Genomic DNA, 22,913 nt, shown 5'->3' on the forward strand with positions numbered 1-22,913 from the left:
GCCCGCATCCACTTCAAATGAAGCACGGATGTTCGGGCCCGACCGTGAAGAGCCGGAGATGCACCCGCCAAGTGGCGAGGGCGACCTCATGGACTTCGATGATCTCGATGCAGACGAGGATCGGTTCACCGGGCGCGTAGCCGAGCATCTCGAACCAGCTTGCCGAGTAGCCGCATTCGCCGCTGACCAGGTTCCAGTCCCAAACACCAAGGCGAGCGCGCACGATGCCATGCAGATAGGCGTCGACATCCAACTGGCCATGTTCGTGACTAGGCATCGTCAAGTTCCAACTCGAGCCCCCATCATGGCGCTGAAGGCACAAAGATTGGATTAAGCCGTAGCGCCGAATTTAAGTGCCGCCGCTTTTGTTGAGAAGCGGCGGCAGGGTTTTCACCAGGCTTTTGTCACCCGGCTGCTGCAAGGCGCAAGGCCTTGGCGGCAGCCACGAGATTTTGCAGCGAGGCTTTCACCTCCGGCCAGCCGCGGGTCTTGAGCCCGCAATCGGGATTGACCCAGAGCTGGCCGGGGGCAATGCCCTGCCCGGCCTTGTGCAGCAAGGCTTCCATATCGGCCTGATCGGGCACGCGCGGGGCGTGGATATCCCAGACGCCGGGGCCGATTTCATTGGGGTAGTTGAAGTCGCGGAAAGCCTCGAGCAGTTCCATGTCCGAGCGCGAGGTTTCGATGGAGATCACATCGGCATCCATTGCGGCAATGGCGGGCATGATGTCGTTGAACTCGGCATAGCACATATGGGTGTGGATCTGCGTGTCATCGGCCACGCCCGAGGCCGAGAGGCGGAAGCAGTCCACCGCCCAGCGCAGATAGGCGTCCCAATCGGCCCGGCGCAGCGGCAGGCCCTCGCGCAGGGCCGGTTCATCGATCTGGATGATGCCGATGCCGGCCTGTTCGAGGTCGAGCACTTCGTCGCGGATGGCCAGGCCAATCTGGCGGCAAGTCTCGGCGCGCGGCTGATCGACCCGCACGAAACTCCATTGCAGGATGGTGACCGGACCGGTCAGCATGCCCTTCATGTGCCGGTCCGTGAGCGAAGCCGCAAAAGCTGACCAGCGCACCGTCATCGGCGCAGGACGGGAGACATCGCCATAGATCACCGGCGGCTTGACGCAGCGCGAGCCGTAGGACTGCACCCAGCCATTTCTGGTGAAGGCGAAGCCATCGAGCTGTTCGCCGAAATATTCGACCATGTCATTGCGCTCGAATTCGCCATGCACCAGCACATCGAGCCCCAGCTCTTCCTGGATGCGGATGGCGCTCTCGGTTTGCTGTTCGAGAAAGGCATCATACCCAGCCTGATCGAGCTGGCCCTTCTTGAACGCCGCGCGAGCCTGGCGCACGTCCTTGGTCTGCGGGAACGAACCGATGGTGGTGGTCGGATAGGCTGGCAGGTTGAAGCGGGCGCGCTGTTTCTCGCGGCGGGATGCGAAGGACGAATTGCGATCCAGCGTAATGGCCTGCGCAGCGCGGGCCTTCACCTCGGGCCGATGAATGCGCGGGGAGGCCCTGTGCGCCGCGATGGCGGCGGCGCTGGCCTCGAAAGCTGCCCGGGCTGCGCCTCTGCCCCGCTTCTGTGCAATGGCCAGCGCGGAAACCTCGTCCAGCTTCTGCCGGGCAAAGGCCAGCCAGGATTTCAGCTCATCGTCCAGCGCGGTTTCAGCCTCAAGATCGACCGGGCTGTGCAGCAGCGAGCAGGATGGCGCGATTTCCAGCCGTTCCGGGCCGATGTGATCCCAGGCCTTGGTGACCAGGCCGAACGCCGCATCCAAATCCGTGCGCCAGATATTGCGGCCATCGACCACGCCGACCGACAAGGTCTTGTCAGCCGGAAGGGCCGCCAGTACCGCGTCGAGCTGATCGGGGGCGCGGACGAGATCGATATGCAGCCCGGCAACCGGGAGCCTTGCCGCCAGTTCGGTATTGTCGCGCAGATCGCCGAAATAGGTGGTGAGCAGGATATCGGAACCGGCCTTGCCCAGCGCCGCGTAGGCCTTTTCAAGCGCGGCCTGCTGCTTGCCGGAAAGGTCGAGCACCAGCACAGGCTCATCGATCTGCACCCAGCCTGCGCCCTCGGCCCTGAGCTGGGCCAGCAGCTCGGCATAGACCGGTAGCAGCGCATCGAGCAGGTCGAGAGGATCAAGGCCGTCATCCTTTGCCTTTGCCAGGCTGAGGAAGGAGACGGGCCCCAGGATCACCGGCCTTGTGGCAAGGCCAAGCGCCCGTGCCTCGCGGAAATGATCGAGCGGTTTTCCCGCATTGAGCGCGAAGCGCTGCCCGCGATGCAGTTCGGGCACGATGAAATGATAATTGGTGTCGAACCACTTGGTCATCTCCATGGCCGGGGCGGCGTCGGTGCCGCGGGCCATGGCGAAGTAGCGGGCGTCGGGGTCGGTAATTCCGGCAAAGCGCGGCGGGATGGCGCCGACCAGCACCGAAGTATCCAGCACATGGTCGTAGAGCGAGAAATCGTTCGAGGGGATCACCTCGATGCCAGCTTCGCGCTGCAGGCTCCAATGGCGGGCGCGGAGTTGGGCGGCAGTGGCGTGCAAGGCGGCGGCGTCGCTTTCGCCCTTCCAATAGGATTCGAGGGCCTTTTTCAGCTCGCGATTGAGGCCGATGCGGGGAAAGCCGAGATTGGCTGAGCGGGTCATGGATAATTCCGTTTGTGACAGGCGCGCAGGGTCGCCCGTGCAAAACACGGTGCGGCCAGGCGCGCGAATATGTTGAATTGCGCCCGGCACTGGTGTCAGTGCGGGCGGATCAGGGCTGGTTTGGGGTCAGAACTGACCGCTTAGCAGCGTCGCATTCGGAAATGGTGACGGATCGTCATGGTCGTGTCCTCCGGCCGATCCACCCGATCGGCTGACAATGGCAAGTTCACGCCCATGGTAGGTCTCCTGGCTCGCGGATCGAACCGGATGCTCCCCTTCCCGGCCAATGATGACCAGTGGGACAACGAACACCCGTCTCCGCCAACAGTTGCGGGGGCAGCTCCGGACTTGGGGCTTAGCGCCCCGCACCGGCATTCCCTGTTATCCCCTCGCGGGGACCATGGACGCTGATCAGGATGGCGGAGGGGGACCGAGGTGTCAATGGGAGATATAAAGGTTTCTTTATATGCCCATTGCATTCAAGGACGCGGCCACCCCTCGCCCCTTGTGGGAGAGGGACACGATTTCTGCGTTCAGCAGAAATCCAGGGTGAGGGGTTCTCTCGGCGCGCTGGATGCCCCCTCGCGTTCGCAAGACCCCTCATCCGCCCTTCGGGCACCTTCTCCCACAAGGGGAGAAGGGGATATCGTGCGCTCTCAGACCAATAAAAAAGGGCGCCACGCGGCGCCCCTTTCGTTGCAATTCGTGCAGGATCAAAAATCCCAGTCTTCGTCCTCAGTGGAGATCGCCTTGCCGATGACGTAGCTGGAGCCAGACCCCGAGAAGAAGTCGTGGTTCTCGTCGGCATTGGGCGAGAGGGCCGAGAGGATCGCGGCGTTGACCTTGCAGGCTTCGGGCGGGAACAGGGCTTCGTAGCCCAAATTCATCAGCGCCTTGTTGGCGTTGTAGTGGAGGAATTTCTTGACGTCCTCGGAGAGCCCGACGCTGTCGTAGAGGTCCTCGGTGTAGCGCGCTTCGTTGTCGTAGAGCTCAAGCAGGAAGTCGAAGGCGAAGTCCTTGATTTCCTGCTTTTCGGCGTCAGTCAGACGCTCGACCTCGCGCTGGAACTTGTAGCCGATGTAATAGCCGTGGACGGCCTCGTCCTTGATGATCAGGCGGATCAGATCGGCCGTATTGGTCAGCTTGGCGCGGCTGGACCAGTACATGGGCAGGTAGAAGCCGGAATAGAACAGGAAGCTTTCGAGGAATACCGAAGCCACCTTCTTCTTGAGCGAGTCGCCGCTGTCATACTGCTGCATGATCAGCATGGCCTTGCGCTGCAGGAACTCGTTCTCCTCACTCCAGCGATAGGCGTCGTCGACATCCGGCGTCAGGCACAGGGTCGAGAAGATCGAGGAATAGGAGCGGGCATGCACCGCTTCCATGAAGGAGATGTTGGACAGCACCGCTTCTTCATGCGGGGTCTGCGCATCGGCCATCAGGCGCACCGCGCCGACACCATTCTGGATGGTGTCGAGCAGGGTCAGGCCGGTGAACACGCGGATGGTGAGCTGCTGCTCTTCGGGCTTGAGGGTCCCCCAGGACGGGATGTCGTTGGACAGAGGCACCTTTTCGGGCAGCCAGAAATTGGAGGTCAGGCGGTTCCAGACCTCAAGATCCTTGTCGTCCTGGACGCGGTTCCAGTTGATGGCGCGGACCCGGGCGATCGGCTTGGCGTGCATATTCATGGGTTTGGGGGCCTTTTTCTCAGAGCGCGCAGGAGACACAGCCCTGAACCTCGGTTCCTTCAAGGGCAAGCTGGCGAAGACGGATGTAGTAGATGGTCTTGATGCCCTTCTTCCAGGCGTAGATCTGCGCCTTGTTGATATCGCGGGTGGTCGCGGTATCGCGGAAGAACAGGGTCAGCGACAGGCCCTGGTCGACGTGCTGGGTGGCCGCCGCATAGGTGTCGATGATCTTTTCAGGACCGATCTCATAGGCATCCTGATAGTATTCCAGGTTGTCATTATCCATGTAGGCGGCCGGGTAATAGACGCGGCCGATCTTGCCTTCCTTGCGGATCTCGATCTTGGAGACGATCGGGTGGATCGAGGAGGTGGAGTGGTTGATGTAGGAGATTGAGCCGGTCGGCGGCACGGCCTGCAGGTTCTGGTTGTAGAGCCCGGTCATCATGACCTTGGCCTTCAGATCCTTCCAGTCTTCCTGGGTCGGCAGGTGAATGCCGGCCTTCTCGAACAGCTCGGCCACGCGGGCGGTCGCCGGGGTCCATTCCTTGTCGGTATATTTGTCGAAATAGCTGCCATCGGCATATTTCGACTTGCCGAAGCCCTTGAAGGTCTCGCCGCGCTCGGTGGCGATCAGGTTCGAGGCGCGGAGGGCGTGATAGGTCACCGCGTAGAAATACATGTTGGTGAAATCGACGCCTTCTTCCGAGCCGTAGAATATGCGTTCGCGGGCCAGGAAGCCGTGCAGGTTCATCTGACCCAGGCCAATGGCATGGCTGTCGGCATTGCCCTTGGCGATGGAGGGCACGGACGAAATATTGCTCATGTCCGACACGGCGGTCAGCGCGCGGATCGAGGTCTCGATGGTCTTGCCGAAATCTTCGGAGTCCATCGCCTTGGCGATGTTGAGCGAGCCCAGATTGCAGGAAATATCCTTGCCCATGTGCTCGTAGCTCAGATCCTCGTTGTAGATCGAGGCGTCGCTGACCTGCAGGATTTCCGAGCAGAGATTACTCATGGTGATGCGGCCATCGATCGGGTTGGCCCGGTTCACCGTGTCCTCGAACATGATGTAGGGATAGCCGCTCTCGAACTGGATCTCGGCGATGATCTGGAAGAATTCGCGCGCCTTGATCTTCTTCTTCTTGATGCGCTTGTCCTCGACCATCTCGCGGTATTTCTCGGTAACCGAAATCTCGGTCATCGGCACGCCATAGACGCGCTCCACGTCATAGGGCGAGAACAGGTACATATCCTCGTTGTCACGGGCGAGCTCGAAGGTGATGTCGGGGATCACGACGCCCAGCGAGAGCGTCTTGATGCGGATCTTCTCGTCAGCATTTTCGCGCTTGGTGTCGAGGAAGCGCATGATGTCGGGGTGGTGGGCGTGGAGGTACACCGCACCCGCACCCTGGCGGGCGCCGAGCTGGTTGGCATAGGAGAAGCTGTCTTCGAGCAGCTTCATCACCGGCAGTACGCCCGAGGACTGGTTCTCGATCTGCTTGATGGGGGCGCCCATCTCGCGGATATTGGTCAGGCTCAGCGCCACGCCGCCGCCGCGCTTGGATAGCTGCAGCGCCGAATTGATGGCGCGACCGATGGATTCCATATTGTCTTCGACACGCAGCAGGAAGCACGAGACGAGCTCGCCGCGCTGCTTCTTGCCGGCATTGAGGAAGGTCGGGGTCGCAGGCTGGAAGCGGCCGGAGATGATCTCGTCGACCAGGTTCCTGGCCAGCACTTCGTCGCCGCGCGCCAGGGCCAGTGCGACCATGCAGACGCGGTCTTCATAGCGCTCAAGATAACGCTTACCGTCAAAGGTCTTGAGCGTGTAGCTGGTGTAATACTTGAACGCGCCCAGGAAGGTGGGGAAGCGGAATTTCTTGTCGTAGGCGTAATCGTAAAGGTCACGCACGAAGTTGAAGCTGTACTGATCGAGCACGTCCTGCTCGTAATAGCCTTCCTCAACCAGATAAGTCAGCTTCTCGCGCAGATTGTGAAAGAACACCGTGTTCTGGTTCACATGCTGCAAGAAGTACTGGTGCGCGGCCTGCCGGTCCTTGTCGAACTGGATCTTGCCCTGCTCATCATAGAGATTGAGCATGGCATTGAGCGCATGGTAATCCAGCGCCTGCTCGTTCTTATCCTGAGTAGGCTTACCGGCCGGCCGTTCTTCGGTGCGGTCTAATGTGAGCGTGTCCAAAACCGTTCCAGTCCCTGTCTGACATTGGTGACATCCTCATCGGTTCCGAGCAATTCGAAGCGATAGAGGAGTGGCACGGCGCATTTTTGCGAGACGATATTGCCCGCAAGGCAGTAGCCAGCGCCGAAATTCGTGTTTCCCGCGGCGATGACGCCGCGGATGAGATCGCGATTATGCGCGACATTGAGGAAGCGGATCACCGGCTTGGGCACGGCGCCCTTGCCTTCCCCGCCCCCATAGGTGGGCAGCACCAGCACGAATGGCTCGTCCATCACCGGTGGTTCGCTGGCAGCGTCCACCGGCAGCCTGACCCCGCCTACCCCAAGCCGCTCCACGAAGCGGTGGGTGTTTTCCGAGGTGCTGGAGTAATAGACGAGGCCGCTCATGTCCGGGCCCTGCTCCATGAGATCAGGCCAGATTGCCGATCATGTCGGGACGGAAGCCGGCCCAGTGCATGTCACCAGCCACGACCACGGGAACCTGGCGGTAGCCCATCTCTTCAACGCGCGCATAGGCGTCGGCGTCGGCGGAGATGTCGACCAGAGTGTAGTCGAGACCCTTGCGGTCGAGCGCACGGGTGGTGGCGGTGCACTGGACGCAGGCGGGCTTGCTATAGACGGTGATGCTCATCGTAATCCTCACAGGACTGATATTGCACGGAGGGCGCGAGCCATCCGCGGGTGGACGTGTGGGTGCAAGGCAGGCCTTCTGGCATGGACACGACCTGGCCCCTTAGAGGGCCGCTCCGGCATCGCTTCAAAGATCAACGCGCGAACCATCGCTTCAGTCATTCCCAAGTCACGAGCGCGCACGCGCCCGCCTGCCGTAGTCCGGCTTCGTCCGGTCTGTCGTTGACGCTGTTACCAACCCCGGGCCCGCGGGAGGGCGGACCCAAGAACTTGCCCCGTGCCCCGGCCCTGCATCAGTCGTATCGCCAATGCTTGTTCCGAGGGCTTGCCCGAAGCTTGAAACCAAGCGCCGGACCGAGGATCAGGTTCGTGCGATTCACGGCTGTCGTCAACGTCAGAAAATCACAACACCTAGTGCCCCACCCCTGGTTTCAAACAAGGGATGGTATGGGTAATATGTGGATTATGGGGACAAATATCAAGCAAAACAGCGCCGTTGTGGCCTCGATTTGACTGGTGCTTCACCGAGCTCATCCAGCCTCTGAAGCGCGCTAGAGTCTGGCGCTAAAGCCACGGAAAATCTCACTGTTCGGCAGGTGTGACCAGCGCTTAACCGCGCATTCACCATAGGGGAAAGTCCCGATTCTCCCCAGCACCGAAACTGTCAAGTGCAGAATTTTTGGCGCCTTTACGACAGCACTTGGGAAATCACCGACTATCCACAGGTGGTAATGCACCGCCCGTGCATGGCCACCATATCTTGTGTGCATGGCACCGCCGGATGATGTAGCGATCAGCGCAGGTTCAGATTATCCGCCGGCTCGTGGCGCGCGGCCTGGTACTCAACGCCGATTTCTTTGAGCGAGCGCCAGACCACGCGACAGGGCTGCGGCCGGTGGCCGGGCACGATCAGATCGAAGCGATCGGGAATGCCGGCGACGCGGGCCACTTCAAGCTTGGCGCCGGTATCGGACACATTGCGCACGATGCAGGGCAGATTGGTAAAGCCCATGGCGATGCTGGCCTGGATGTAGGTGTTCCGGCGCGGGGCGATCCGGCGTTCAAGCAATAGGGGCGAAGCCGCTGAATCGCGGAGCTTGTCGAAAGGCATGGCCGAACGCTAGCCGCGCTCCCTTGCCGCCTTCTTAACTGGGCCCATGCAAGTCGATGCATCGCCCGCTTGTCCACAAGCACCCTGCCCCGGCGTAAACCATTCGGACGCAAGTTTGCGGACAGGCCGGCTGCCTCCTGTTAAGGTTTCATCAACCATAGGAGGCCGGGCATGCGCGTTCCCAACGCCGGACAGGATCTGATCGAGCGCCGGATCGTGCGCGAGGGCAAAGCAATCGCCGAAACCATGCTGGCTGACTACGCCGATCCGTCCAGCCTTCAGCTCTCCGGCGTCTGGCGGCAGCTCCGCACATTAGGCGCCCGCTTTTCGGCGCTCCTGCGCGGCGCGCCGATCAGCTCCTGACCCGCGGCTATTCGCCGTAATTCCAATTTCCACCATCACCGCCAATGCACTAGTGTCCAGCATCAGGAGGACCGATGCGCATATTGCTGGTGGAGGATAATGAAGATCTGGGCGAGGCCATTGAGAAGCGGCTGCGCTCGGCCGGGCATTCGGTTGAATGGGTGCGCGACGGAGACGATGTTCTGCCCACCGCCGAGGCGGAACCCTTCGATGCGGTGGCGCTTGATCTGATGCTGCCCAATCGCGATGGCATCAGCCTGATCGCCGAATTGCGCCGACACAAATTCAATGCGCCGATCCTGGTCATTACCGCCCGCTCCGAAATCGACGACAAGGTCAGCCTGCTCGACCTGGGGGCCGATGACTATCTGGTCAAGCCGTTCGACCTGCGCGAACTCGAAGCGCGGTTGCGGGCCCTGTTGCGGCGCACCGGCGGGCAGGCATCGAGCACGGTATCCGTGGGCAATCTCGAACTCGACCTGGCCGGTCTCAACGCCTCGGTCGCCGGCAAGGCGCTGGAGCTGGGGCGGCGCGAGTTCCGGCTGCTGGAAATCCTGGTTGCCCATGCCGGCAAGGTGGTCGCCAAGGAGCGGTTGATGAACCAGCTCTTCAATTTCGACGAGAATGTCTCGGTCAATGCGCTCGAACTGCATATTTCGCGCCTGCGCAAGAAGCTGGAAGCGGCCAATATCGAGATCGGCACGGTGCGCGGCGTGGGCTATGTGGTGCGGGTGAGCGATGGATAGGACGGCGACTGCCACAAGGCAGAAACCCTTCTCGATCCGCCGCCGAATCTTCGCCCTGGCTTTGGCTCTGCTGCTGGCGGCGTCCGTCGTGTTGATCGTCTTTATCCGGGACTATGCCGAGCGTGCGTCGGACCGTGCCTTCGACCGGCTGCTGGCCGCCTCGGCGCTCACCATTGCTGGCGCCGTGCAGGTTGAGAACGAGGCGGTGGTGGTGGAAATCCCCTTCGCTGCCTTTGCCATGTTTTCGGGGCAGGACCGGGTGTTCTACGCCGTGGAAGATCCCGATGCCCGCACGGTGACCGGCTATGAGGACCTGGCGGCACAGATGGCGGAAACGGTGTCGTCCGAGCCCACCTTCACCGACATCCTCTATCGCGGCGAGATTGCGCGCGTGGCCAGCGTCGGCCGTCTGATCTCCACCCCGAGCGATACGGGCTGGGTGACCATCCATGTCGCCGAAACGCAGAACCAGCGCGAGGCGCTGTCCAATGAAATTCTCTCCAATGCCGTGCTGCCGGTGCTGGCGCTGACGCTGCTGGCGATTGGCCTGGTCTGGTTCGGCATTTCCCGCATGTTCGCGCCCCTGACCGAGCTGGAGCATGAATTGCGTGCCCGTTCGCCAGACGACCTCTCCCCAATCACCGTACCGGTGCCAAGCGAAGTGGAACATCTTGTCTCCGCGCTCAATGGCTTCATGGCCCGGTTGCAGAAGGCCATGGAGCGGGTGAGCGGGCTGGTGGCCGAAGCGGCCCATGAGGTCCGCACGCCCTTGGCCTCCCTGCGCGCCCAGGCGGAAGTCGCCATGGACGAGCAGGACCCCGATGCCCTGCGCCGGCGCGTCGGGCGCATTCACACCGGGGCCGTGCAGGCCAGCCAATTGGTCAGTCAGCTTCTGATGGAAGCAACGATTTCCCACCGCATGGAAAACAGCGAAGTCGAAACCACTACGCTCGCTTCGGTGATCGGGGATGTGCGCCAGCGCCTTGATCCCGATCAGGCACAGCGCTTGCAGGTCGCGCTGGGCCAGGCGGCAGAAGCCCCGCTGCGGGGGGACCGCGTGGCCCTGCGCGAAATGATGCGCAACGTGGTGGACAATGCGCTGGTTTATTCCGACGGCCCGATCGACATCGTCGGGCGCATCGAGAATGGCGCGCTCTGTGTCGAGGTCAGTGACCGCGGCCCGGGCATTGAGGCAGGGGAGAAATCGGAAGTGCTGGAACGCTTCAAGCGCGGCAAGGCCAGCAATGGCAAGGTAGGGTCCGGCCTTGGCCTTTCCATCGTTGCCCGTGTGGCTCAGGCGCATGGCGGCAGTCTGCGCCTGCTGGACCGGACGGGCGGCGGGTTGAGCGTCGCCATCACCCTGCCCTTGCCCCGGCGCGCCAGCGGCAGCGCTGCGTTTGGCCTCGTCGCTGCGCTCGTGCTGGTGCCGGCGCTTTTGCTGTCCCCGGCCCCGGTGGACGCAGCGACCACGATCTATCCCGCGCCGGATGGCAGTTCGGCCCAGACCCTCAATATTCTGGGGGTCACCGATACCCCGCTCTTCGCGCATTTCATTGCGGCCTATCAGGCCCAGCGCAGCGACGTCACGGTGGTTTATGAGGAAACCGATTCCCTGCCGCTGTTCCGGCGCTATCTGGACGGGGAACTGGAAACCCCGCCGGACCTGCTCATCAGCTCCGCCTCCGATCTGCAGCTCAAGCTCGCCAATGACGGCTATGCCCTCGCCTATGACAGTCCCCATCTCGGCGCCCTGCCCGAATGGGCCCATTGGCGCAATGAAGTCTTCGGCTTCACCTTCGAGCCGGCTGTCATCATCTACAATCGCGACCTGATCGACGATGATGAGGTGCCGCGCACCCATCTGACGCTGGCCGAATTGATCGAGACGCAGACCGAGCGGTTTCGCGGCAAGATCGCCACCTATGACATTGCCCTTTCGGGTGTCGGCTATCTGCTGGCGGCACAGGACCAGACCATCTCCTCGACCTTCTGGCGGCTGACCAATGCCTTTGGCCGGGTCAATGCGCGCTTTTCAGGCTCGAGCCCGGCCATTCTTAACGGCGTCGCCGATGGATCACTGGCCCTTGGCTACAATGTGCTGGGCTCCTATGCCTTCGCCCGGCAGGCGGAGGGCGCGCCTATCGAAATCGTCGTGCCCGATGACTATGTGTTGGTATTGACGCGCTCCATGCTGATCCCGAGGGATGCACCCAATGCAGAGCTGGCCAAGGGGTTTGTCGACTTCGCCCTGTCCCCGGCGGGTCAGGCCGTGGCAGCGGGGCCAACGGCCCTTGGCGCCGTGGTGCCCGGCAGTGCGGGCGAGTGGACCAGCGAGACGATTGCCGCCCGTGGCCGGGGCGTTATCCAGCCGATCCCGCTGGGTCCGGGCCTGCTCGTGGCGCTCGATACGCTGCGGCGGCAACGCTTCCTCGATACCTGGCAGGAGATCGTCTCGCCCAAGCCATGACCTGCCGGCAAGGCCGGGTGACGGGGTGAGAAGATCTTCCCGCAATGCATGGCTGGGGTGACCAATCGACCCCTACCGATCCGGATGGGCAAGGTCCATCTACAGGTCATGGAAACGACCCGGGCCGTTCTGGGTTGAACAGGAAGGATTGGAAAATGAGCACCCCGCGCAAGAACAAGTTCTTTGCGACCCTCGACACTTTCGCCACCGTGTTCGGCAGCGCTGCTGCTGTGTCGGCGGCCGTCGAAGCTGGACGGGTGCCCAAGTCCAAGCACCTGGACAATCTGGGCATCGACCCGGTCGCGTTCCGCAACATCGGCAAGCTCTAAGCTCCGCATTCCAGCGTCGACGCTTTGAAGCGCGGGGCCCAGGCCCCTCCCTCCAGAGGCCTTCGCGCAAACCTGCCGGTATGATAAGCCCGGCTGCCAGATCCCTCCCTGGCAGCCGGGCTTTTTTGCGCGTCCACTGGCTGAACGAAATCTGAAAGCGCGCATCAGTCCCGGTTCAAGCACGGGCGGTCATTTAGCGGTCATCCAAACCAGCCGGACAGTCCGGCCCCCAATGAGGAGACCAAACATGACCACCACCAAGACGCGCGCCCTGGGCACGACATTGCTGACGCTGGGCGCCCTGCTTGCCCTGACCCCGATGGTCCCGAGCATCGCCATGGCTGATGACAATGATCTGATCTGTTTCGAGTACCAGCTTGAGAATGGCGAAGACGAGCTCGAATGCGACACGCGCGGCAATTACAAGGCCGAGTGCGCCCTGACCGACCCGGAAACCACCACCGATTTCTGCCAGGATATCAATTCGGAGTTTGAAGGCCGGGATGAGGCGCCCCAATCCCTTTCGGGCAGCGGCGGCGGCTCGCCTGATCCGACCTCGCCATCGGGCCCCAACAAACTCACTATTCGCTAGAAGATTAAATCGGTCTCGCCCCCACCAATCACGGCAAGGGGCGAGACCTGCCCTGCGTCCGCAGGATCTCGTCAGTCCTCGTCGGTCGCCAACTGGCCCAGCACGCCGCCCTGCCCGCGCAGCCGCAGGATCATCGGCACGCCAACAGCGATGATGGCAGCGACATAGAGCACAATCGAAATGGGCGAGGAGAACAGCACGCCGATGTCGCCCTGGCTGATGGCCAGCGCCCGGCGCAATTGCTGTTCGGCCATCGGCCCCAGGATCAGGCCCACCACCACCGGCGCGATCGGATAGCCGAAGCGGCGCAGCAGATAGCCCAGAATGCCGAAGGCCAGCAGCAGCACAAGTTCGAACGAGATCCGCACCGGGCCAAAACCCATGGACATGGCGCCATTGGCCCCGAGCGTTCCCAGCGTGGCGAAGGTCAGGATGCCCGCGTAAAGCCAGTGCTTGGGGATAGTCAAAAGCCGCACCCAGAGCCCGATCAGCGGCAGGTTGAGCACCAGCAGCATGAAATTGGCCACCAGCAGGCTGGCGATCAGCGCCCAGACCAGCGGCGCGTTGTTGGCAAACAGGAGTGGTCCCGGCTGCAGGCCGAATTGCTGGAAACCAGCCAGCATGATGGCGGCCGTGGCCGTGGTCGGCAGGCCGAGCGTCAGCAGCGGCACCAGCGTACCGGCCGCCGAGGCATTGTTCGCCGCTTCGGGCCCGGCCACGCCTTCAATGGCGCCATTGCCGAATTCCTCGGGCTTCTTGGAAAAGGTCTTTTCCGTACTGTAGGAGAGAAAGCTGGCGACATCGGCACCGCCCGCCGGCATGGCGCCAATGGGAAAACCGATAAAGGTGCCGCGCAGCCAGGAGGCCCAGCTTCGCTTCCAGTCCTCCAGTGTCATCCAGACCGAGCCCTTGACCGCCGTTACTTCGGTATTGGCCTGGTCGCGGTCGGAGGCCGTCTTGAGCGTCTCGCCGATGGCGAATAGCGCCACGGCAAGCGTCGTCACCTCAATGCCGTCGAGCAGGTCCATGACATTGAAGGCCAGGCGCGTCTGGCCGGTCTGCAGGTCGATACCGATCAGGCCCAGGCCCAGTCCGATGAACAGCGCCGTCAGCCCACGCAGGGCCGAGTCTCCGAACGCCGCCGAAACGGTCACAAAAGCCAGAACCATCAGCGCAAAATAGTCCCAGGGTCCGAAGGACAGCGCAAATTTCACCACGAATGGCGCAATGAAGGCGAGGCCAAGGGTCGCCAGGAGGCCGGCGACGAAGGAACCGATGGCGGCAGTAGCCAGTGCCGGGCCGCCCCGTCCCTGGCGGGCCATCTTGTTGCCCTCGAGCGCGGTGACGATGGAGGCGCTTTCGCCCGGCGTGTTGAGCAGGATCGAGGTCGTCGAGCCACCATACATGCCGCCATAATAGATGCCGGCGAACATGATGAGCGAGCCGCCCGGGTCGAGCTTGTAGGTTACCGGCAGCAGCAGCGCCACGGTCAGCGCCGGGCCGATGCCGGGCAGCACGCCCACGGCGGTGCCCAGGGTCACGCCGATCAGCGCATAAATCAGATTGTGCACCTGGAGCGCCGAGAGCAGCCCCTGGGCGAGAAGGTCGAAGGTTTCCATCAGAAGGGAGTCCCCGTCGTCAGCAGGCGTTCCAGCGCACCGGCCGGAAGCGACAATTGCAGGCCCTTGGCAAAGATGAACCAGACGGCGAAGGCAAAGACCGTCCCAATCGGAATGGTCTGCCACAACGGTCCGCGCCCGAAGGCCTTGGCGGTAAAGGCAAACAGAACGCCCGTGCCGATGGAGAACCCGGCCGTTGAGAGCAGCAGGATCTGCCCGATCAGGCCGCCGACGATCCAGAAGATCGGCTTGTAGTCATCCTTGCTGCGCTCGGGAAAGCTGCCGCGCATGGCCGACACAACCGTGCCGATGGCCAGAAGAACCAACCCGCTGGCGATCACATAGGGAAAGACTGTAGGGCCGACGCGTTGCTGGATGGGCGGCAGGCGCATCTGGCTGGTCTGCCAGAAGATGATGGCCGCCAGGCCGGCGAGAATGGCTGCGATGACAAGCGCCGCCCCATCGGGGCGGCGCTCGGGCTTGGAGGAGCCTGTTGTCATTGGACCAGGCCAATGTCTTTCAGGATAGCCTCGGTGGCCGACTTGTCGGCTTCGAGCTGGGTGGCGAAGGCATCGCCGTCAAGATAGGTATCGACCCAGCCGCGGGTTTCGAGCGCGGACTGCCAGGTGGCGGACTCTGCCATGGCCTTCACGTCGGCGGTAATGGCCGCCTTCTGCTCGTCGGTGATGCCGGGAGCGGCCGCGACCATGCGCCAGTTCTGCACGGCCACATCGACACCTTCTTCCATCAGCGTGGGGGCATCAAAGCCCGGCACGCGGGTATCGGTGGAGACAGCCAGCAGGCGCAGTTCACCCGCTTCGATCTGCGAAGCGAACTCGCTGACGCCGGAGAGGCCCACGGTGACCTGACCGCCCAGGATAGCGGCAAGGGCTTCGCCACCGCCCGAATAGGCGATGTAGTTGACCTGGGTGGGGTCGACGTCAACCGCCTGAGCGATCAGGCCCGCGGTGATGTGATCGACACCACCAGCAGAACCACCGGCCCAGGCCACTGCGCCCGGATCGGCCTTGAGTGCGGCAACAAGATCGTCAACCGACTCGATGTCGGACGCAGCCGGCACCACCAGCGCCACGGCTTCACCGGTGAGGCGCGCGATGGGGGTGACATTGTCGAGGCTCACGGGCGACATGTTGGTCAGGATGGCGCCGACCATCACATAGCCGCCCACGATCAGGGCATTGGGATTGCCATTTTCCTGGGTCGCAAACTGCGCCAGGCCAATGGTGCCGCCAGCGCCGGGCACGTTGGTGACCTGCACATTGCCCGAAATGCCTTCGGCCTGCAGGGCCTCCTGCATGGTGCGAGCGGTCTGGTCCCAGCCGCCGCCGGGGCCGGCCGGTGCCATGATGGTGTAATCGGCAGCAAAAGCGGGTGCGGAAAGGGCGCCGGTTACCAGCGCCGCGAGAAGCAGCTTGTTCATAGTTCCTCCCTAGAACAATTGCGAACGTCGTTGCGTTCGTAAGAGCAAGCTTATGCCTGCTCCCTGTCATCGTCCTGTCAGGGAGGCTACGCCTGCTAACCGTGGCTCGGCAAGACCATACCCGGATTGGCAACTTGCCCAAAGCCGCCTGCCTCAAGGCTCTGGCGTTCATTGGGTCCGATGGCGAATGGATAGGACGCCCCATCCCATTCGACGGTGCCGGACAGTGTTCGGCTGGTCAGGCCGATAATTTCGCGCAAGGTGCCAGCACGGTCGGTGACGATTCGCAGCCCTGACGGGAAGCGACCCAGCCGTTCACCACCTCGCCAGACTTCGCTTGTCTCGACGCCGTTGACCAGTTCGAAATCGACACCATCCACCTTGCGCGCGTAAGCGGTATCCCACTGCTCGTAGCGATGCGTCGCCGGCTTTGGCAGCAGGCCGGTGAACCACAGATCGCCCTCGGGTCGCGGCAAGATGCCCGACAGGCGCTCAACGAAATCGAGCAGGCATAGGATCGATGGCGCGTATTTCTCGGTAAACCCGGCCTCGCCGGTAAAGGGGCTGAGCGTCTGCGGAAAACGATCCGCTCCGAACAGCGCCGAGAGCGTCGGCTGCATGATCCAGCTCAGCTCGACATGATGGCCGTGATGTTCGAAGGCATGCGGGGTGCGGATCAGCGTCAGGAAATTGCTCGGCCCGTCCCAGCTATTGTGCCCAAATGTCGGGTCGAAACGCGGATCATCCAGCGCAATCGAGGTCAGCGGGAATTTTGCGAAGAATTTCCGCGTGTTGAGCAGATAGCGTTGCAGCGCTTGGGCAAAACTCTCGGCGTCGCCAATTTCACAGGCCAGCACCCGCAGCAGATTATCGGACTGGATGCGCACCATGCGGCCATTGCGGTCGCGATCATAGAAGAAGGCGTCATCAGGATCGTAGCATTGCGCGAACAGCGCTTTGCGGCTGGCCTCGGCCTTCTGCCGCCAATCATCGCCGTTACGATCGAGCTGGTCGGCCATCTGGCCGAGATAATCCCGCTGGCAGGCGACATTGGCTGTCAGGTCTGGCGCGATGAAGGGCAGGATGGGGCTGTCGGGGTCGTAGCGCGCGGGGTCATTGGCGAAGGGACTGTCCGGCACATGCCAGAAGCGCGAGGACAGGTCGTGCCCGGTGTCATAGGTCGAGAACGCCTCGACAGCACCCGTGCCCAGGGTATCTCGATGCCGGGCTAACCAGGCATCATAGCGCGACATCGCACCGAACATGCCGCTCAGCCAGTCCGTATCGAGCCGGTTGAGCCGGAAATGATTCCAGACCGACCGCGCCAGCGGCGTGACGAGCTGGATCTGGTTAAAGGCGGGGCCCTGCGGGGTGACCTTGTAGGGCAACAGCCCATCTTCCCGCTGGTAGCGGGCGAAGGTCGAATAGGTCGCCGTCGTCACCGAGGGCAGAAACCGGCTCAAGAGTTCGGCATTGATGGTGCCGGTGCTTTCGAGCCAGCAGCCATGATAGATGCCGCCTTCATGCAGGATCGGCGTGTCGTCCGCTGCCGGCGCGATGCAGTCGAACAGCTCGCGCACGGCGTCATAATAACGGTCGGTCAGCCGATCAGCGCTCGAAACAAAGCGAACCCCCGAGCGCTGCCATTCGGTTAGCAGCGCCGCATCGGCTGATTTGGCGAGCGGACCGATTTTTTCGGCCAGGTCCAGCGCCCGCAAGCGGTCAAGCAGTGGATGCTTCACGCAGACGCCTCGATCCGCTGGCCTTTGGCCTTGAGCAATTGCGCATCAATAGCTTGGCTCTGCACCGGCAACGTATTCATCGCGTGGTCGTCCCAGGCCAATGGGCCAAGAGTGCGCAATTGAGCCTCAGGATCACTTCCTCTTCCATACAAGTCAATTGCTTTGAACCGACCCGGCCGGTTTGTTCGGAGCCATCAAAATTTGGAATCCAATCGAGACGGCGTTGCTGGGCGCCCGATAGGGCGATCTGGTCTGGTTCCCCAACGCCCTAGCGTTTGGGATTGACCAGTACCCGGCCCTTGACCGCGCCGCTCAGGATCTGCGCCGCCTTGTCCGGCAGCGCGTCGAGACCCACTTCTTCGACATTGCCGGCATAGGCGCCGAAATCGAACAGGCCGGCCAGCCGCGCCCAGGCATCAGTGCGCGCATCGAATGGCTGCATGACACTGTCGATGCCCAGCAGGTTCACCCCGCGCAGCAGAAAGGGCAGCACATTGGTGTCGAGCTTGATCCCCGCCGCGTTGCCCAGGCTTGCCACTGACCCGCCATAGGCGATCTGGCGCAGGAGCTTGCCCAACACTGCCCCGCCGACGCAGTCGATGGCCGCGGCGAACCGAGCTGTTTCGAGCGGCTTGTCGGGCTGCGCCATGAATTCGTTACGGTCAAGAACGCTGGCGGCGCCGAGATCGCGCAGCATATCGGCATGTTGCGGGCGCCCGGACAGCGCCGCCACGGAATAGCCCAGACGCCGCAGCAGGGCCACGGCAATCGAGCCGACGCCGCCGGCGGCCCCGGTCACCAGCACCTCGCCACTTGAAGGCGCAAGCCCCGCCCATTCGAGGCGATTGATGGCCAGCATCGCCGTCAGGCCGGCTGTCCCCATAATCATGGCATCGCGCGTGGTCAGATTGGCCGGCAGCGGCACCAGCCAGTCGGCCTTGACCCGCGCCCGTTCCGCATAGCCGCCCCAGTGGGCTTCCCCGACCCGCCAGCCGGTCAGCACCACCTGGTCTCCGACTCGATAGCGGAAATCATCGCTGTCCCGCACGGTCCCGGAAAAGTCGATCCCTGCGACATGGGGATAGGTCCGCACCAGGCCACCCTGCCCCGTCAGGCACAGCCCGTCCTTGTAGTTGAGCCCGGCCCATTCGATGTCCACCGTGACGTCACCCTCGGGCAGTCGCGTGTCCTCAAGCATCTGCACCGCCGACGAAACGGTTCCGTCTTCGGCCTTTTCAGTCAGCAGGGCGCGGAAACTCATGGGGTATTCTCCTCTGATGCCACATGGTCGATATGGCCTGCCCGGACCTTAGCGAAGGGCTGCTGCTGATGACCAGTCCGCGCACGTCCAAAAAAAAATCCGCGCACCATTTCGAAATTATCCCCGCGACCAAAAGCGGCCCCATAATCCTGCCCATTCCTCTCGCGTCAGGGCGGCCTGCAGCGACCAGTGGCGGGAGGAACAGCCGGGCGTGGGGCAGTCGCGTGCCGCCGCGGTCTGGGGGTCGGTCGGCGAGAGTTCGTGCCTATTGTGGCTTCGACCACAATTGAAAGCGGGTGCCCCAGGGGCGGTCGCGCCGGACAGCATTCCAAGTTCACCCCCTATCGAGAAAACCCGGCGTTCCCGAGACGGCTTTCGTCTCAGTTTTTTAGTTTCAGGGACGATTGCCGTCTCGGGACACCGCTCTGTTTTCACAACCGCGACGCCAAATGGCCGGGCGGCGCGCAGTCGTGCCTACCCGGCAGCCTCGGTCGCTGCGATGGCGGTCATGTTGACGATGCCGCGGCTCGTGACAGTGGGCGCCAGAATATGCGCGGGCTGGGCCGTGCCCATCAGGATGGGGCCGATATGCAGGCCATTGTTCATTTCCTTGAGCAGGGTCATCGAAAGGTTGGCGGCCTCAAGGTTCGGGAAGATCAGCAAATTGGCTTCGCCCTTGAGCACTGAGTCCGGGATATAGCGTTCGCGCAGGCTCTCATTGATCGCCAGATCACCCTGCATTTCACCCTCTACCATCAGGTCAGGGGCCTCGACTTTCAACCGGTCATAGACCGCCCGCATCTTCTCGCTGGTCTCGCCATCGCGGGAGCCGAAATTGGAATAGCTGAGCAGCGCCGCCTTGGCCTCGATATTGAAGCGCTTGAGGTGATCGCGGGCCTGCAGGGCAATCGAGACCAGCTCGTCCTCGGTGGGGTCAATATTGGCGTAGGTGTCGGCGAGGAAGAACACGCCGCGATTGAGGATCAGCATGGACAGGGCCGAGAGTTGCTGGGCTCCTGGTGCCACCCCGATCACCGAATGGATGTCGCGGGCATGCTTGATGAAGCGCCCCTGCAGCCCGCAGATCAGCGCATCGGCCTCACCACGCTTGACGGCCAGCGCGCCGATGACGGTGGTGTTCGTTCTGACGATGGTGCGGGCGGTGTCGGGGGTCACCCCCTTGCGCCCGACCAGGGCATGGAAGTCGGCGACATAGTCGCGGTAGCGCGGATCGTCTTCGGGGTTGATGACTTCAAAATCCGTGCCGGGCCGGATGGTTAGCCCGAAACGCTCCAATCGTGATTCAATCACCGAGGGGCGTCCGATCAGGATCGGCTTGCCGATACCGTCTTCGAGAATGACCTGGGCGGCGCGCAGCACCCGCTCATCCTCCCCATCGGCAAAGGCGATCCGCTTGCCCGAGGCCTGGGCCCGCTCGATCATCGGTTTCATCACCATGCCGGAGCGGAAGACGAAGCGGCGCAATTGATCCCGATAGGCGTCGAAATCGGCAATCGGCCTGGCCGCAACGCCAGACTCCATCGCCGCCTTGGCCACTGCGGGTGCAATGCGCAGGATCAGCCGCTGGTCGAAGGGATTGGGGATCAGGTAGTCCGCGCCAAAAATGGCCGGCACACCGTGGCTGGTGGATTCCAGACCCGGCTCATGGGCGAGTTTGGCGATGGCGTGCGCTGCTGCTGCCTTCATCTCCTCGTTGATGATGGTGGCACCGCAATCCAGCGCCCCACGGAACAGGAAGGGGAAGCATAGAACGTTGTTGACCTGGTTGGGATAGTCCGACCGACCGGTACAGACCAGCGCATCGGGCCGAGCTTCCTTTGCCAGTTCCGGCATGATCTCGGGAATGGGATTGGAGAGCGCCAGGATCAGCGGATTGGGCGCCATGTCCTTCATCATTTCGGGCTTGAGCGCGCCAGCCTTGGAGAGACCGACAAAGATATCCGCCCCCGCCATGACGGCGCTAAGCTCAGTCTCATCGGTGTCCTGGGCAAAGGCACCACGCCAGCGGTCAACGGAGTTGTCCCGCTTTTTCGTGACCAGCCCCTTGGAGTCGGCGATCCAGATGTTTTCCCGTTTTGCGCCGACGGCAATCAGCATGTTCATGCAGGCAATCGCTGCCGCCCCCGCCCCAGAGGTAACGATCTTGGCCTTGGCGATGTCCTTCTTGACCAGCCGCATGGCGTTGATGACCGCGGCGGCCACGATGATCGCAGTGCCGTGCTGGTCGTCGTGGAAGACCGGGATGTTCATCCGCTCGCGCAGCGCTTCCTCGATCTCGAAGCATTCGGGAGCCTTGATATCTTCGAGATTGATGCCGCCAAAGCTGGGCTCCAATGGCGCAACAATTTCTATGAAGCGCTTGGGGTCCTGTTCATTGACCTCGATGTCGATCGAGTCGATGCCGGCGAACTTCTTGAACAGGACCGCCTTGCCTTCCATGACCGGCTTGCTCGCCAGCGCACCGATATTGCCCAGCCCCAGCACCGCCGTGCCGTTGGAGATTACGGCAACCAGATTGCCCTTGGAGGTGTATTTGTAGGCATCGGCCGGATTGGCGGCGATTTCCTCGCAGGGAATGGCCACCCCGGGCGAATAGGCCAGAGAGAGGTCGCGTGTATTCGCAAGCGGCTTGGTGGCCACGATTTCCAGCTTCCCTGGTTTGGGAAACTCATGAAAATACAGCGCCGCATCGCGCAGGCTGGTGGCCTTTTCGTCGGACATCAATCTCTCCCATCTGCGGCGCGGCATGGTCGCGCGCCGGGCCGCGTCCCCACGCGGGCAAACTTTTCAAGATCAGGTCTGCTGCCCCAAGGGAAGTTATGCCTTAGTCGTAGGCAAAGGCATCTGATTTTCAGGATCACATCTGGTTTTGGCACCCATCGGGTTGATTGGTTCAGATTTCCTGATACACAATCGGGTTTTATCCAAAGGGCAGCACCGTAGTCGCATGAGCCGCAATTTCCTGGTTATCGACCCTGAAGAAGGCATCGACGTGCTCAAGGGCCTTGCCTCCCCTATTCGCGTCAAGATGCTGAAATTGCTGCATGTCGAAGGGGCCATGAATGGCAATGACATTGCCGAAAAGCTCGGTTTGCCGCAGTCGACAGTGTCGACAAACCTGCAGATTCTGGAGGGCGCAGGGCTGATCCGCACCGAGACGCAGAAGGCACGCAAGGGCAATCAGAAAATCTGCCATTCGACGTTCGACGAAGTGCTGGTGATGTTCAAGGATGACATCGAGCCGCTCCGCGCCAACACCATCGAAGTGTCCATGCCACTGGGGCTCTATACCAGTTGCGAGGTGTCGGCGCCATGCGGGCTATGCTCCAGTGAAGGCATCATCGGACTGCTCGACGTGCCCGATACCTTCCTCGACCCTGATCGCATGAAGGCAGGGCTGATCTGGTTCACGCGCGGCTATCTCGAATATCAGTTCCCCAACAATGCCAAGCTGGCCCAGAATACCATTGAATCGATGGAGTTCATGCTGGAGCTGAGCTCGGAGGTACCCGGCACCTCGGCGGACTGGCCCAGCGACATCACCCTGTCGGTCAATGGCACGGAGATCGGCACCTGGCTGTCGACGGGCGATTTCGGCGACAAGCGCGGCGTCTATACGCCGGACTGGTGGAAGCTCAAGGGCAGCCAATATGGCAAGCTCAAGAGCTGGCGCGTCACCATGGACGGCACTTATGTGGACGGGATGAAGATCTCGCCTGTCTCATTGCATGACCTCGACCTGGGGAACCATCATTCGATCCGGCTGCGTATCGCGGTCAAGCCCGACGCCAAACATCCCGGCGGTATCAATATTTTCGGTCGCGGATTTGGCAATTACGATCAGGACATTACGCTGCGCCTGCAAACGGCGCCCTGATTTATCCTCGCTGTCCCGATTGCCGTTACACTCCTCGCCGCGGCACCATCCAGCGGGGCTCAACCACGCACGCCTCAAAAATCATATTTTTGAACTTGCGCGCCTGCCGCGCCATCGCTACAAACGTCTTTACTGATATAAATCAGAAAAACGGAATT

At 62.1% G+C, this 22,913-nt stretch carries 19 protein-coding genes and 1 riboswitch; of the genes, 6 read left to right on the forward strand and 13 right to left on the reverse strand.

Going from position 1 to position 22,913, the window contains the following annotated elements:
* Positions 1 to 13 precede the first annotated feature (13 nt).
* The 7 genes from DDE76_RS03455 to DDE76_RS03485 form a co-directional block, all read right to left on the reverse strand.
* A complete protein-coding gene (locus tag DDE76_RS03455; RefSeq protein WP_157955643.1) occupies positions 14 to 277 on the reverse strand; it encodes a hypothetical protein in 264 nt (87 codons plus the stop codon).
* 127 nt (positions 278 to 404) lie between these two features.
* Entirely contained in the window at positions 405 to 2,669 is a 2,265-nt protein-coding gene (metE, locus tag DDE76_RS03460) for a 5-methyltetrahydropteroyltriglutamate--homocysteine S-methyltransferase (RefSeq protein ID WP_104891455.1), read from the reverse strand.
* 219 nt (positions 2,670 to 2,888) lie between these two features.
* Positions 2,889 to 3,087, reverse strand: a riboswitch (cobalamin riboswitch).
* 295 nt (positions 3,088 to 3,382) lie between these two features.
* Positions 3,383 to 4,357 carry a class 1b ribonucleoside-diphosphate reductase subunit beta gene (nrdF, locus tag DDE76_RS03465; protein WP_104891456.1) on the reverse strand — a complete coding sequence of 325 codons (975 nt, stop codon included), beginning with the start codon at positions 4,355 to 4,357 and terminating at the stop codon, positions 3,383 to 3,385.
* Positions 4,358 to 4,376: 19 nt separating this feature from the next.
* On the reverse strand, positions 4,377 to 6,557 hold the full coding sequence (gene nrdE / locus DDE76_RS03470; protein WP_198650829.1) for a class 1b ribonucleoside-diphosphate reductase subunit alpha: 2,181 nt from the start codon (positions 6,555 to 6,557) through the stop codon (positions 4,377 to 4,379).
* Positions 6,539 to 6,943: a class Ib ribonucleoside-diphosphate reductase assembly flavoprotein NrdI gene (gene nrdI / locus DDE76_RS03475; RefSeq protein WP_104894694.1), complete on the reverse strand. Its 405-nt coding sequence runs from the start codon at positions 6,941 to 6,943 to the stop codon at positions 6,539 to 6,541. Before nrdI ends, nrdE begins: the two co-directional genes overlap by 19 nt.
* A gap of 22 nt (positions 6,944 to 6,965) precedes the next feature.
* Positions 6,966 to 7,187, reverse strand: coding sequence for a glutaredoxin-like protein NrdH (gene nrdH, locus DDE76_RS03480; RefSeq protein WP_104891457.1), 222 nt, complete (start codon positions 7,185 to 7,187; stop codon positions 6,966 to 6,968).
* Between the two features lie 792 nt (positions 7,188 to 7,979).
* Positions 7,980 to 8,297 carry a PilZ domain-containing protein gene (locus DDE76_RS03485; protein ID WP_108463681.1) on the reverse strand — a complete coding sequence of 106 codons (318 nt, stop codon included), beginning with the start codon at positions 8,295 to 8,297 and terminating at the stop codon, positions 7,980 to 7,982.
* Positions 8,298 to 8,468: 171 nt separating this feature from the next.
* Between DDE76_RS03485 and DDE76_RS03490 the strand changes: the two genes are divergently transcribed.
* From DDE76_RS03490 to DDE76_RS03505, 5 genes are all read left to right on the forward strand, one after another.
* Positions 8,469 to 8,660 (forward strand): hypothetical protein, encoded by a 192-nt coding sequence (locus DDE76_RS03490; protein WP_104891458.1) that lies wholly within the window; start codon positions 8,469 to 8,471, stop codon positions 8,658 to 8,660.
* Positions 8,661 to 8,734: 74 nt separating this feature from the next.
* On the forward strand, positions 8,735 to 9,406 hold the full coding sequence (locus DDE76_RS03495) for a response regulator transcription factor (RefSeq protein ID WP_104891459.1): 672 nt from the start codon (positions 8,735 to 8,737) through the stop codon (positions 9,404 to 9,406).
* A complete protein-coding gene (locus DDE76_RS03500) occupies positions 9,399 to 11,873 on the forward strand; it encodes a sensor histidine kinase (protein ID WP_104891460.1) in 2,475 nt (824 codons plus the stop codon). Before DDE76_RS03495 ends, DDE76_RS03500 begins: the two co-directional genes overlap by 8 nt.
* Positions 11,874 to 12,028: 155 nt before the next feature.
* Positions 12,029 to 12,202 (forward strand): hypothetical protein, encoded by a 174-nt coding sequence (locus DDE76_RS19745; RefSeq protein ID WP_198650830.1) that lies wholly within the window; start codon positions 12,029 to 12,031, stop codon positions 12,200 to 12,202.
* A gap of 247 nt (positions 12,203 to 12,449) precedes the next feature.
* Positions 12,450 to 12,794 carry a hypothetical protein gene (locus DDE76_RS03505; protein ID WP_104891461.1) on the forward strand — a complete coding sequence of 115 codons (345 nt, stop codon included), beginning with the start codon at positions 12,450 to 12,452 and terminating at the stop codon, positions 12,792 to 12,794.
* 71 nt (positions 12,795 to 12,865) lie between these two features.
* Here the strand turns inward: DDE76_RS03505 and DDE76_RS03510 are convergent, their stop codons facing one another.
* The 6 genes from DDE76_RS03510 to DDE76_RS03535 all read right to left on the reverse strand — a co-directional run bounded on the left by DDE76_RS03510 (position 12,866) and on the right by DDE76_RS03535 (position 21,599).
* On the reverse strand, positions 12,866 to 14,413 hold the full coding sequence (locus DDE76_RS03510; RefSeq protein ID WP_104891462.1) for a tripartite tricarboxylate transporter permease: 1,548 nt from the start codon (positions 14,411 to 14,413) through the stop codon (positions 12,866 to 12,868).
* Positions 14,413 to 14,913, reverse strand: a complete 501-nt coding sequence (locus DDE76_RS03515; RefSeq protein ID WP_104891463.1) for a tripartite tricarboxylate transporter TctB family protein — start codon at positions 14,911 to 14,913, stop codon at positions 14,413 to 14,415. Before DDE76_RS03515 ends, DDE76_RS03510 begins: the two co-directional genes overlap by 1 nt.
* Positions 14,910 to 15,854, reverse strand: coding sequence for a Bug family tripartite tricarboxylate transporter substrate binding protein (locus tag DDE76_RS03520; protein ID WP_104891464.1), 945 nt, complete (start codon positions 15,852 to 15,854; stop codon positions 14,910 to 14,912). The genes DDE76_RS03515 and DDE76_RS03520 overlap by 4 nt, the downstream gene beginning before the upstream one ends.
* Positions 15,855 to 15,949: 95 nt before the next feature.
* On the reverse strand, positions 15,950 to 17,596 hold the full coding sequence (locus DDE76_RS03525) for an MGH1-like glycoside hydrolase domain-containing protein (protein WP_104891465.1): 1,647 nt from the start codon (positions 17,594 to 17,596) through the stop codon (positions 15,950 to 15,952).
* 268 nt (positions 17,597 to 17,864) lie between these two features.
* Entirely contained in the window at positions 17,865 to 18,857 is a 993-nt protein-coding gene (locus DDE76_RS03530) for an acrylyl-CoA reductase family protein (protein WP_104891466.1), read from the reverse strand.
* Positions 18,858 to 19,331: 474 nt separating this feature from the next.
* Positions 19,332 to 21,599, reverse strand: a complete 2,268-nt coding sequence (locus DDE76_RS03535) for an NADP-dependent malic enzyme (protein ID WP_104891467.1) — start codon at positions 21,597 to 21,599, stop codon at positions 19,332 to 19,334.
* A gap of 226 nt (positions 21,600 to 21,825) precedes the next feature.
* On the opposite strand from DDE76_RS03535, the gene DDE76_RS03540 reads away from it, so the two are divergent.
* On the forward strand, positions 21,826 to 22,755 hold the full coding sequence (locus DDE76_RS03540; protein WP_104891468.1) for an ArsR/SmtB family transcription factor: 930 nt from the start codon (positions 21,826 to 21,828) through the stop codon (positions 22,753 to 22,755).
* Positions 22,756 to 22,913 lie beyond the last annotated feature (158 nt).

This window comes from Devosia indica, from assembly GCF_003056405.1.
In the GTDB taxonomy this organism is placed as follows: domain Bacteria; phylum Pseudomonadota; class Alphaproteobacteria; order Rhizobiales; family Devosiaceae; genus Devosia; species Devosia indica.